9 protein-coding genes are annotated in these 13,377 nt (G+C 30.6%); 8 read left to right on the forward strand and 1 reads right to left on the reverse strand.

The window, feature by feature from the left end; translation table 4 throughout:
• Positions 1 to 7: 7 nt before the first annotated feature.
• From SERIO_RS01275 to SERIO_RS01300, 6 genes are all read left to right on the forward strand, one after another.
• Entirely contained in the window at positions 8 to 1,186 is a 1,179-nt protein-coding gene (locus tag SERIO_RS01275; RefSeq protein WP_047791114.1) for a hypothetical protein, read from the forward strand.
• Between the two features lie 17 nt (positions 1,187 to 1,203).
• Positions 1,204 to 2,478, forward strand: coding sequence for a hypothetical protein (locus tag SERIO_RS01280; RefSeq protein WP_047791115.1), 1,275 nt, complete (start codon positions 1,204 to 1,206; stop codon positions 2,476 to 2,478).
• A gap of 120 nt (positions 2,479 to 2,598) precedes the next feature.
• On the forward strand, positions 2,599 to 4,002 hold the full coding sequence (locus tag SERIO_RS01285; protein ID WP_148553403.1) for a hypothetical protein: 1,404 nt from the start codon (positions 2,599 to 2,601) through the stop codon (positions 4,000 to 4,002).
• Positions 4,003 to 4,085: 83 nt separating this feature from the next.
• Positions 4,086 to 6,086, forward strand: a complete 2,001-nt coding sequence (topA, locus tag SERIO_RS01290; protein WP_047791117.1) for a type I DNA topoisomerase — start codon at positions 4,086 to 4,088, stop codon at positions 6,084 to 6,086.
• Between the two features lie 142 nt (positions 6,087 to 6,228).
• A complete protein-coding gene (locus SERIO_RS01295) occupies positions 6,229 to 6,552 on the forward strand; it encodes a S1 RNA-binding domain-containing protein (RefSeq protein ID WP_047791118.1) in 324 nt (107 codons plus the stop codon).
• A gap of 75 nt (positions 6,553 to 6,627) precedes the next feature.
• Positions 6,628 to 7,920 (forward strand): glucose-6-phosphate isomerase, encoded by a 1,293-nt coding sequence (locus SERIO_RS01300; RefSeq protein WP_047791119.1) that lies wholly within the window; start codon positions 6,628 to 6,630, stop codon positions 7,918 to 7,920.
• A gap of 17 nt (positions 7,921 to 7,937) precedes the next feature.
• Here the strand turns inward: SERIO_RS01300 and coaD are convergent, their stop codons facing one another.
• The gene (gene coaD / locus SERIO_RS01305; RefSeq protein WP_047791120.1) at positions 7,938 to 8,360 is read right to left on the reverse strand and encodes a pantetheine-phosphate adenylyltransferase; all 423 of its coding nucleotides are present in this window, start codon (positions 8,358 to 8,360) and stop codon (positions 7,938 to 7,940) included.
• A gap of 196 nt (positions 8,361 to 8,556) precedes the next feature.
• Between coaD and SERIO_RS01310 the strand changes: the two genes are divergently transcribed.
• Together SERIO_RS01310 and SERIO_RS01315 are read left to right on the forward strand one after the other, a co-directional pair.
• Positions 8,557 to 10,224 (forward strand): ribonuclease J, encoded by a 1,668-nt coding sequence (locus SERIO_RS01310; protein WP_047791121.1) that lies wholly within the window; start codon positions 8,557 to 8,559, stop codon positions 10,222 to 10,224.
• A 113-nt stretch (positions 10,225 to 10,337) separates the two neighbouring features.
• A complete protein-coding gene (locus SERIO_RS01315; protein ID WP_047791122.1) occupies positions 10,338 to 13,271 on the forward strand; it encodes a DNA translocase FtsK in 2,934 nt (977 codons plus the stop codon).
• Positions 13,272 to 13,377 lie beyond the last annotated feature (106 nt).

Consider the following 13,377-nt stretch of genomic DNA (forward strand, 5'->3'; position numbering starts at 1 on the left):
AGGAACCATGAAAAGATTACTTTTAAGTTTAATGTCTTTAAATTTTACATTAACTGCTAGTTTATCAATAATTAGTTGTCAACAAACAACTGTAAAAGCTGATATTTTTGACTTGGCCACGATTAATCCAGAAATTTTAACAAAGCATCATTGAACAATTGACCAGTTATTAGGAGCGAACAATGGAAAGTTTGGTAGTTTACGTGACCATGTGCTAGCGATTATTAGCCAAGAACTACCACAGTTAGACTTATTAAAAATTAAGGCTGATATTTATTATAGTAATCAAACATCAGTTAATCCCCAATTATTAGTTAACTTTAATGATATCAATAACTTAGCACCAATATTTAATTTTACGGTACATTTAACCCCATCGGAATATGGACATTATCAAAATGAAAAATGAATTCATTTTGAAAAAAACATTGATTTTTCAAACTTAGATGTTTTCAAAAATGCAACTTATGTTTATAATGATCATCCTTTAAAGTTTAATGCCACAGAATTATTAACAACTTTTATTAATAACTATAATAGCATTATTACAAGCGAAGCAGCAAATTCGGAAATTAAAACATATTTGGAAAACCAAAATTTAATTAATAATAATTTGGAATTACCAAGGAATTTATTTAAAATTAATTATCAAAACTACCAAGAAAATTTAAGTGATTATCTTACTTTTAAACAAGATAATGCGAATTTAGTTTTTAATCCTGCTGATAAAGTGTTAGTTCAACAAGAATTAGCGGCAAAAGGATTACAATTCCATACTACTAGCTTTTTAACAGGTTGAAAAGTAACAACTGATGGTAGTGATTTTAATACAAATGATTGACGCTATATTGACTGAAAACCGTTACCAAAAACTTATGATAAAAGTACGTTAGTTCAAGATGTAATTGAAGATACAAGAACTTATTTAACTGCACATATTGCATATGTACACAATTCTCATTTCTTAACTAACCAAGATATTGAAATTGTTATTAAAAAAAGTTACCAACCAAATGCTGATGATGCATGACCATTAACAACCCCATTAGTTAATTTGTGAAAAACCGCCGACCATGGGAATTTAAATTATGCTTATGTTTGAATTAGCAAAAGTAATAATAGTTTATTAACAGTGGACAACAGTAAAAGTGTAGCTGGAACCCATATTACTTTTAAAATAAGTTAGAAAAGAGGAAAAACCAAATGGTGAGAGAATTAGAAGTATTTAAATATTTTATTGGTACAAACCTTTGTTTGATATTTTTTAGCACTGCAGTGGTGGCAATGTTTTATTGAAAAAATTTTCAAATTAGTAGAAAAGCACCCACTATTTTAAAAAGTAAGTTTTATTATGTGATTTATTTTTCATTGCCAATAATAATCATCTTGCCAATAGTCGAAATTATCTTATTATTTACAACTTCTAATTTCTATTTTATTAGTAACCCACCATTAACTTGATCATACTCATCGCGCTTTATTTGTCATTTATTATTGACAATTATTAGTGGTTTATTATTCTGTGGTTTTTGTGGTATTTGATATTTTAACCGCTGAAAATTAATGTTATATTTTACTAATGATACCTTGGGGAATTTTTTTGATCAAATTGATCGGGTTAGTTTAAATGCTAATGTAATAAAATATCATGAGGAATTGATTTTTAAATTTAATAACCAGTTTATTCAATATCACCAAAATAATCCTTTTTCAAGTTCTTTGCTAAAAATTTTAAATTTAACTATTACTCTTGAGCAAGATCCTATTGTTTTACATAAAGTTAATTTTTTAAGAATTAACAAATACTCATTTGCAAAAATTAATTCTCAAAAAAATGATGTTAATTTTATTACGAAAGTTTATGCCGCTTTAATGTGAAAGCAACTAATAAATTGAATCATCTTATTTTTTAGTTTTATTAATCTGCTGCTAATAATTTTTATTTTTGTAGCTGGAATTGTACAGTGGTCGCCCAAATTATGAGACTTTTATCATTATTCTCAGCAAAAGTATGTTTTAGTTAGAAATAATATTATTTATATTTTTGCTGTAATTATTGTTAGTTTTAATTTTTTAGTTTTAACCGGATTAGGAATTAAACTATTTATTAATATTTATAGTCAGAATTGAAAAAATTTGCTTTTTAATATTACTAAAATAATTTATAGTGTCATTATTATTAGTTTAAGTCTTTATTTTTTAACAAGTTTAATTAATTTTGTTGATTATTTTAATGCTAAAATAAGTAATTCTAATGTGGTTGCTCCAATTAATGTAAATGATTTGTTAATTTGATTAAACCAAGATTATATCAAAGGTATGGGGATTATCATTTTATTGCAAATTATTTTCACAAGTTATATTATTGGAAATTTAACATATGAATTAATAATTAATTTTCAGGCCCAACAAATTGCAAAGAAATTACTGATTAATCATCACTATTGAGGATTTTTGTCTAAAGTTAAGAAGAGTTAATTATTAACAATTAGGCTTGTCCAAAAAAAATGGGGATCAAAGCAAATAAAATTTAAATTTTTATGATAAAATATATATGTAGTATATGGTCAAAATAGTATAAAAGTTAGGGTGAAAAAAATGAATCCAATGGGCATGAATAACAATCTTTTTTATTGTTCCCCAAATTGTCAGGGGCATTTTAACGTGGGTGCAAATTATGAGTATTATCATCAATATCCAGTGCCAGGACATTATCAATATCCACAGTACTTGCAACCACAACCTTATTCGCCATTAGTACCATTTCAACAATCAACAATAATACCGCCATTTTGAGGTTCAATAGCGTTAAATAATTTTACTGGTTATCAACCAAACCAGTATCAACAATTTGCTCAGTATCCTAATATGTTACCACCACATAATATTAGTGTAAATAATGAAAGAATGTATGCACCGGTTCCAGAACCTTATCAACCAAAGATGAAATCTTATAATGCAAAAGATGAATATGACTGGGCAGTTCATATTTCAGAAATTTTAGATGAGTTTGTTAATCGAAATCGTCCTAAAAATAGATTTAATACGGAACATGACTCGTATGATAAATTAATAACAACTTTAAACAATTCAATTAACAACCTAAATAATGCGGTGAAACATAATGAAGAATTAATTAAAGCAGCTAATTTATCAGAACCATTGCCTTCAATTAATAGTTTACCAACAGATGATGTTATGAAGGAGCAAGCTTTAGCAGCTGAAGTTTCATCGGTACCAACAACAAGTGAAAACTTAACTGATGCAGTCATTCCTTTAGTAACACCAAAAATAATGGAAACTCCGTTGGAAAATGAGGATGATCATTTATTTTTTGACCCTAGTGTTATTGATGATCTTGATGACCACGAGTTTGCAAATATACCAGATGATGAATTAAAAGAAGACATCCAAGAATTTACTAAAATTGAAGAAATGCCTGAAGTAGAGATTTTAGATAATAAGCATAGTTATCAACAAAGTTATAATGATGAAGATTACTACCAAGAAAATACAAATTTAAATGATGACTTAGTAGGAATCTTAGAATCGGCTCACACAGAAGAGAGTGTTGAAAATACTATTCCTCTTGCCACAACTTATAAGAATATTAGTTTAAAAACGCCAACGGGAAAAGTTAGTGCCCAAGAAGTTTATGAATATATGTTTGATGAATATGGACATAATAAAGTTGGTCAATTTGATGTAATGGAGAAATTTGGACTAACTGATAAACAATATATAAAATTATTAAATAATTTTTATGATATTGATGGACCGACACAAAAAATCAAACAACCAAAATTAAACCAACCACGAAAAATTAACAAAAAAGCATTGCTAATATCCTTAGCAGTGATCTTAACACTTGTTGTTTTAGTTGCAATTTTAATTGTTCTATATTTTGAAGTACCAGTGGTGCATGATAAATTGCAAATTGCAATTGATAAAATTAATAGTGGATGAAATCAAATGATTATGTCAATTAAAAACAAACTATAAATAAATATTTATAGTTTGTTTTTTTAAAATCTATGTATAATAGAGTATGTAGATTATTTTGAGTTTTAAAGGAGTGTATAAAAATGGCAGGGACCTTAGTTATTCTGGAATCACCTACGAAAACAAAAGCCGTTGCAAAATATTTAGGAGAAGGTTATACTGTTTTATCTTCAGAAGGCCATATTCGAAATTTATCGACCAAAGGAGAATTTGGGCTCGGAGTTGATATTATAACTTTTGAACCAACTTATAAAATTGAACGGGGGAAAAAAGAAAAAGTTAAAGAATTAAAAACAGCAGCTAAATCAGCGGATTTAGTTATTCTGGCGACCGACCCGGATCGGGAAGGAGAAGCAATTGCTTACCACTTAAATGAAGTTTTGGCTTGTAAAGATAAATCACGCCGAGTGCGGTTTAATGAAATTACAAAAGATGCTGTTTTAGAAGCTTTTCAATACCAAACGGATATTGATATGAACTTAGTTAAATCCCAAGAAGCACGACGTATTTTAGATCGTTTTATTGGGTTTCGGTTAAGTAAACTATTACAGAAAAAGATTAAATCAAAATCAGCTGGGCGGGTACAATCAGTAGCCTTAAAATTAATTGTGGAACGCGAAAAAGAATATCAAAATTTTGTTCCCCAAGAATACTGAACTGTTGAGGGGCTATATAAAAAAGCCGTTGTTAAATTAGTTAAATATCAAAATGAAAAAATTGAGCTTAACAATGAAGCAGAAGTTTTAAAAATAAAAGCTGCTCTCCAAAAAGACTACGAAGTTGTGGATATTAAGGAAAGTGAACGCCAACGAAAATCTCCTAATCCCCACACGACCTCAACAATGCTTCAAGAAGCAAGTAGTAAGCTGGGATTCCCATCAAACAAAACTTCAATGATTGCCCAACAATTATATGAAGGAATTAAGGTTAAAGATGATTTGGCTGGATTTATTACATATCCGCGGACAGATTCAATTCGGTTAAGTGAAAAATTTGTACAAGATGCTTTTGACTATATTACTATTAACTATGGGAAAGAATATCTAGGGGAGGTTAAACAACCATCACGGAAAAAGAAAAATGTCCAAGATGCCCATGAAGCAATTCGCCCCACAGATTTAACGATGACACCAGACCTAGCAAAAGAGTACCTTTCACGTGATCAATGACGGTTATATAAAATAATTTATCAACGCGCATTGGCTAGTTTAATGGCAAGTGCAAAATTATTAGGAACAACAATTAGCTTATTAAATAATGATTATGAATTTAGAATTACTGGTAGTGTTGTGATCTTTGAGGGATTTTTAAAGGCAGTGTCCTTAGATGATGATGAAGATCTTGCTAAATTACCAAAATTAAAAATTGGCCAGTTCATTAATTTAAATGAATTATATGGGATTCGTCATTTTACCAAACCACCAAGCCGTTATTCAGAAGCCCGGTTAATTAAAACTTTAGAAGAAATCGGGGTTGGGCGTCCTTCAACATATGCTCCTATTATGAAAACGTTACGTGATCGTGGTTATATTATGATTGAAAATAAAGCAATTAAAGCCACTGAACAGGGGATCTTAACAAGTGATAAATTACAAGAATATTTTAATGATATTATTAATGAATCATATACTTCTTCAATTGAAGAAACTTTAGATGTTATTTCAAAAGGGGAAAGTGAACCCAAACCGTTATTAAAAGAATTTTGAGAACGGTTTGAACCACGGATTGAAAATGCTATGAATTTAATGGAAGAAATTCCAGTCGAAAAAGCAGGGATTATTTGTCCAGAATGTGGAAATGACTTAGTTTATCGTTATGGAAAATATGGGAAATTCATTGCTTGTTCTGGGTTTCCAAAATGCCGCTATATTCACCAGACGGGGCCAAAGTTTGGAACTTGTCCAAAGTGCGGCATTGGCGAAATTATTTTAAAATTTAACAAACGTAATCAACGTTTTAAGGCATGTACTAATTATCCGGACTGTGATTACACGGATTCTTATAAAGAAGAGAAACCAGATGACAATGGTGGGGACAATGTTGAAGAAAAAAATGAGTTATATCGCATTAATTTTCTAAATTAGATAATTTTAGCAAAATTTAGAAAATAATTTTACAATTTTGATATTTCTGACTGGGAATTTATATAAAAAATTGTAATAATTAAAAAATAATTTTCCTAAATATAAATGTATAATGAGACAATAGAAAGGGGAATATAACACTATGTATAGTAAAGGACAAGTAGTTACAGTTAAAATTACTAATATTACACCTTTTGGAGCATTTTGTGAATTAAAAGATGCTACTGGCTTAATTCATATCTCAGAATTTTCAGACTTCTTTGTCAAAGACATTAAACAATTTGTTAATGTTGGTGACGAAGTTGAAGTTGAGGTATTAGATTTTGATGCTGATAAAAAACAAGTAAAATTAAGTTATAAAAACTGTCGACCAGAATTACTAAAGAAGACAAATAGCCAGATTCAAGAAACTGGCGCTGGTTTTCAACCATTAAAAGAAAAAATTAATTCATTAACTAGCAAATAATAATTAATAATTAATACCTAATTAGTGAGTTTTCATTGAAAGTTTAAAATTAGGAAGTGAGCGTATCAAATAACAATGATTAAAACAGATTTAACAAATGCAATATCAGAATTAGATTTTAATAAATATAACCAACAAATAGCTGCGATTCATCAAATGATCCATAATAAGACAGGTATGGGTCATGAGTTTTTAGGATGAGTTGAATGACCACTTAATTACGATAAAGCAGAGTTAGCAAAAATGAAAGCAGTAGCAAGTGAACTTACGAAAGAAATTGATGTTTTGTTAGTTATCGGCATCGGGGGAAGTTATCTTGGTTCACGAGCTGCAATTGAAATGATTAATGGACTGTATTATCAACCACAAGTTGAGATTATATATCTTGGCAATACAATGTCATCGACATATACTCAACAAGTTTTAGATTATGTAAAAAATAAGGAATTTGGAATTTGTGTTATTTCCAAATCTGGAACAACAACAGAACCAGCAATTGCCTTTCGCTTATGTAAAGATTTATTAGAACAAAAGAAGGGTAAAGCAGTTGCCAAAACCAGAATCGTTGCTGTGACAGATAAAGCAAAGGGTGCCTTAAAGGAACTTGCCAACCAAGAAGGCTATCAAACATTTATTATTCCCGATGACATCGGGGGACGATATTCGGTGCTAACACCAGTTGGAATCTTTCCAATGTTAGTCGCTGGAGTGAATGTTGATGAAGTTTTTGCGGGAGCAAAGTTAGCTTACGAAGATACTTTGAGCGCCGATTTAACTAACCAGGCATATCGCTATGCATTAGCACGGTATTTATTAAATACTCGTGACCACTACCAAAGCGAAATGTTAGTTAGTTATGAATTACAATTCCAAATGCTGAATGAATGGTGAAAACAACTGTTTGGAGAATCAGAAGGTAAAGATGGAAAGGGGTTATTACCAACTTCATGTATCTTTTCTACTGATTTACATTCCTTAGGACAATTCATTCAGGAAGGTACTAAAAATATTATTTTTGAAACAGTGATCAAAATTAATAAACCAAATGGTGATTTAGTACTAACAGCTGACCAAGAAAATTTAGATGGTTTAAATTACTTAGCTGGTAAAACATTACATAGTGTAAATACCATTGCCATGGCCGGGGTTGTTGATGCCCACCATCAGAGTGGTAATGTCCCAAATATCATTTTAGAATTTGCGACAATGGATGCGAAAATGTTTGGTTACTTATCATATTGATTTATGAAAGCGTGTGCAATGTCAGCGTATTTATTAAAAATTAATCCGTTTAATCAACCAGGAGTTGAAATATATAAAACTAATATGTTTAAATTACTGGGCAAACCAGGGAAAGAACATAATTAAAAAAGTAGTTTTGAAAACTACTTTTTTAATTGGTTAATTTGTTTTAATAAGGTTGAAGAAATTTCAGTTAATCCATAATCCGCAATAAAAAAAATTGTTTCGAGATTATTATTTAACTTTTTATTTGCAAATGCTAATTCCATTTCGTATTTCAAATCATTATTATTTCGTAACCCCCGAATAATATAATTTGCTCCTAATTCTTTGGCAAACTCACTTGTTAGACGGTTATCATTTGTTAAAACTTCAATCATTGGATTAATATCAGCACAAATAGCTTTAACAATTTTAGTTCGTTCAAAAATATCACCTTGTTCTTTTTTATCTAAATTAATTGAAACAATAACATATAACTTTTCAAATAACAAACTTGCCTTTTTAATAATATTAATATGTCCTTCATGAATTGGATCAAAACTACCTGGGAAGATTGCTTTCATCGTAACACCCCTGTTCTATGTTTTATTTTATCGCATTTTTTAAAAATATAAAATTAAGTTAAATATATTTTCAAAATTTTATTTGTTATTGTATAATGTTTAAGATTATAGTTATATGGTTTCTTATCACAATTAATAGTAGACAATTTTTTAATTTAGAATGTTAATTAAAAAACTTCAGAAAGGAAGACGATTTATGTCAAAAATTAGTTTTTTTGCCCTTGGGGGGCTAGATGAGCGCGGGAAGAATTTATACTGCGTGGAAGTTGATCAAGATATTTTTGTTTTTGATGCGGGGACAAAAAACCCGGAACGGGGAATTTTAGGAATTGATGTTGTGATTTCTAATTTTGATTATTTAAAAGAAAATCGCAATCGTATTAAAGGGATTTTTATTACTAAACCTTCCGATGAATGTTCAGAAGCAGTGACATATATTTTAAAAGAAGTTGCAATTCCAGTTTATGGAAGTAAACTGACTGCTCATATTTTAAATTTTCACCTACAACGTTTTAAAGTACGGGGAAAAGAAGAACTATTTAAAGTTGTTAACCCCCGCGATGTTATTGAATTCGGACCTTGCAAAGTAGAAGTTATTGCAACGACAACAAACATGCCAAATAGTTATGGTTATGCTTTGCATACTCCCAATGGGGTAATTATTTATACCGGGGATTATATGTTTGATGCAAAAGCTGACCCTGATTTTGCGATGGATATGCAACATTTAACTGACATTGCTACCCATAATAAAGTATTATTATTTTTATCAGAAGCTTCATCAGCCTCACGAATGGATTATACGGCGCCAAACCATAAAATTAAAAGTTATATTGAAAGAGCAGTTAAAGAAGCACAGGGTCGCTTAATTTTAGCTTGTTTTGATCAGGACTTACATAAAATAAATGAATTATTTGATTTAGTGCGGGAAAACAATATTAATGTTGGAATTTATGGTCAAACTTTATTAGAGGCTTTAAAAGTAATTAATGCCAATAACCAAATGAACTTAGAAGGAATTAATCTTAAAACTTTACATGATGTTGTTGATGATGAAAAATCATTAATCATAGTAACAGGAAGTGGTGAACGTTTATATAGTCGGTTAATTAAAATCGCTAGTGGGAATGATGACATTTTGGATATCAAAGAAACCGATACCATTATTTTAGCAACCCCACCCAACCCGGGGAGTGAACTAAACCATGCGAATGTGTTAGATGAGCTAGCCCGTACGGTGGCGAAAACAATTGCCTTATCAGATCGTAAAATTTGAACAATGACCGCTAGTTACGAAGATATTAAATTAATGACTTCGATTTTAAAACCACAATATTTTATTCCGGTTAAAGGGTTATATAAAGACTTTGTCAAAGCAAAACAAGCTGCTAACGAAGCCGGGGTGCCAGTTGAAAACATTTTCTTATGTGATAATGGCGAAAGTGTCAACTTTACAAACGGTGAATTTGATAAAGTAATTGGCAAAGTTAAAACTTCTGACTTATATGTTGATGGAATTGGTGTTGGTGACATTGGCGCTGTGGTATTAAATGAACGAAAACAATTGGCAACCGATGGGGTTGTTATTATTGGAGTTTCAATTGATGCAAAAACAAAAGCCATTACTTCCCTAATTGATACCCAAATGCGGGGGGTAATTTATATTCAAGAAAATAATGATATTTTTAAAAAAATGCAAAAAGTAATTACCGATATTATTGAAAAACACCATAAAAAAGCGATTGCTGGAGAAATGTATGATGTGAATGAAGTTAAAAATGAAATTCGTAGTACCGTGTTATCATTTGTTAAATTGGAAACTGGGAAAACCCCAATTATTTTAGCAATTGTAAATGAAATCTAAAATTTAGGATATCTTTTTAGTTTATGATATATTTATAGTATAAATATTAATATAATAATTTTTTGGTATGGTCATATCTATTATTAATTAATATTTCAAGGGGGCAATTTAATATGAGACGAAATTCTTATGATGATCATCCATTAAATGATCAAAATGAGACGACTGCCATCATTAAAATTGAGAAAAAACAACGCCGAAATGATTCAATCGGGTGAATTATTGGATCATTATTGCTAATTTTCTTTACCATTATTGCGGTTGGTCGAATTACTTTAATTGGACAGTTTATTGATGATGTTATTTTTACTTTTCCCTTTGGATGGTTTAAATACATTGTTTATTTGTTGTGCTTAATATTAGGAATTACTATTTTTATTGGGGTTAAAATAAAGTTAAAAAAACGGGTTCGTTATATGATCCTTGTTTTTGCAATTTTAGTCTGTTGAATGGTAAGCAATGTGTTATTAATTGTGCAATTTGCGCATCATGAAATTAAATATTTTGACCAAGATAATTTTGTTAATATTATGAGTAACTATATTAACCACTGACAAAAAGCATCCATTTTTAATTCTCATCCTCGTAACCCCGTTACTTTTGTGGGCTTTAATGGTGATTGAATTACATTATATGCCGGTGGCGGAATTATTGGAAACTTTATTGCCGCAATTTTTTCTTATTTAACAATTTTTGGTTCATTAGCATTAGCATTATGTTTTACAATGCTATGGTTTAGCTGTATTTTTACTGGTTCGCCAATCGGGATGTTCCGTTCAAAAAATCGACAAAATAGCCATGGGATTCGGGTAGTTAAATTAACGTCTAATAAAAATCGCAAAGCCAATAAAAAAGTCTTGCAAACTAGTATTTATCAATCAATTAATATTCCTGACGATGAAATCTTTTCACCCCGTCAAGTTATGCACACAACCGAATCTTCGGATATTACAATTCAAATGCCTTCCTTTACTGCTGCTCATGATCAACGGTTGATTGAAGATTTAATTGCCGATGATTATCATCAAACTCGAAATAATAAAGATAAAAAGCAAAATTATGTTAATTTTAATGAGCCATCAAATCGCTCCCAACCACCGCGTAAACCTGTTTATATTCCTAGCGAGCATGAATATATTCGTCCCCGCCATCGTCGAGAAGAAAACAACAAATTAAATGACGCCCCATTTTATTCATCAGCATATGGTAATAATGTTGATTTGTCAAAAGCACGGGAAAAATTAAATTCTGAATCAGCAATTACTCCGTTCGGAAAATTATCTAATAACTCAACAATGAAGACAAGTGAACTTCGGCAAACTTCAATTTATGATGAAAATGATCAAACCCAAGAATTTAATATTCCGCCTGTTAATACTCCAGTCAAGAATGAACCTGGATTTTATGATGATTTACCAGAGTTAACTCCGGAACCACAGCAACCCCCAAAAAGTTATGTTTCACAAACTGATCAAATTTTAGAAGCGCATAATAAAGCAATTAATCGTCAGTTAAATCGCCATAATCCTAATTATTCTGAATCCCCACAACCAATTTCACAACCACGAAATGTTGAAATTAATAAAAATGCGGCAGTTAATCCTAAAAAATTAACAATTAATGAAAGTTATGAATTACCAAAATTAAGTTTATTAAATGAAAAAGTAGTTAACCATCAAAATAATGAAATTAATAAACAAGCGGCCCAAAATAAAGCGTTAAAAATTAATGAAGTTTTTCAGCAGTTTAATGTTGCAGCGAGTGTCCAAGGAATTAACATTGGTCCAACGATTACTAAGTTTGAAATCCATATGCAGCCAGGGGTAAAAGTTAATAAAATTACTAGTTTAGAAAATGATTTAAAATATGCTTTAGCAACCCAAAATGTGCGGATTGAAGCTCCAATTCAAGGAAAATCTGCGGTCGGAATTGAAATTGCTAACCAAATTAGTAATAAGGTAACCTTACGGGAAATTATGGAAAAAACTCCATTAGAAAAACAGAATAATAAATTATTAGTTGCGATAGGCCGTAGTGTAAATGGTGAAATTATTTTTATTGAATTAGATAAGATGCCCCATTTATTAGTTGCCGGGTCAACGGGAAGCGGGAAGTCAGTATCAATTAACACAATTTTATCTTCTTTACTATTGCGAACAAAACCTCATGAAGTTAAGCTATTATTAATTGACCCAAAACAGGTTGAATTAGCAGTTTACAATAATTTACCACATTTACTAGCTCCAGTAATCTCGGATACAAAATTAGCAAATGGGGCGTTAAAAAAAGTTATTGGGGAAATGGAACGTAGGTATAGTATTTTATCGGAAAAAGGTGTTCGTAATATTGAAACTTATAATGCGAAAGTTAAAACAGAAGATAAGTTACCATACATTGTTGTTGTTATTGACGAACTTGCTGATTTAATGATGACAGCGGGAAAAGACATTGAAGATTCTATTATGCGGATTACCCAGTTAGCTCGTGCAGCAGGAATTCATATGATTATTGCCACTCAGCGTCCATCAACTGATGTTATTACCGGAGTTATTAAAACTAATATTCCATCCCGAATTGCGTTTGCGGTAGCTTCCTCAATTGATTCCCGAACTATTTTAGATCAAACCGGAGCCGAAAAACTAATTGGGTATGGAGATATGTTGTATGCTCCTGCAGGGCAAAATATTCCGACTCGTGCCCAAGGAGCTTATATTTCCGATGAAGAAATTGAACGGTTAGTTCAGTATTGTCGTAGTCAACAAGAACCAGAATATGAAGAGGAATTTTTAAATATTGACCAACCAGGGGGCAAAGAACCAGGTGATCAAAATGATTTAGACCCCTTATATCATGAAATTAAACGGTTTGTGATTCTGAACCAAAAAGCGTCAACTTCACTAATTCAACGAAAATTCTCGATTGGATATAACCGGGCAAGTCGGCTAATTGATTTATTAGAAGATAATGGCGTTATTGGACCTCAAAATGGTGCAAAGCCCCGAGAAGTTTATATCCAAAATCTTGATTTAGAAGATAATGAATGATAGAGAAAATCCTTAATTAAATTAAGGATTTTTTTGTTGATAATTATTTTTGTGGTTACTAGTTTTAATTTAAAAAATATTTAACCTTTTTTTAAAAATATGTTACAAT

This window comes from Spiroplasma eriocheiris (genome assembly GCF_001029265.1).
GTDB lineage: Bacteria > Bacillota_I > Bacilli_A > Mycoplasmatales > Mycoplasmataceae > Spiroplasma > Spiroplasma eriocheiris.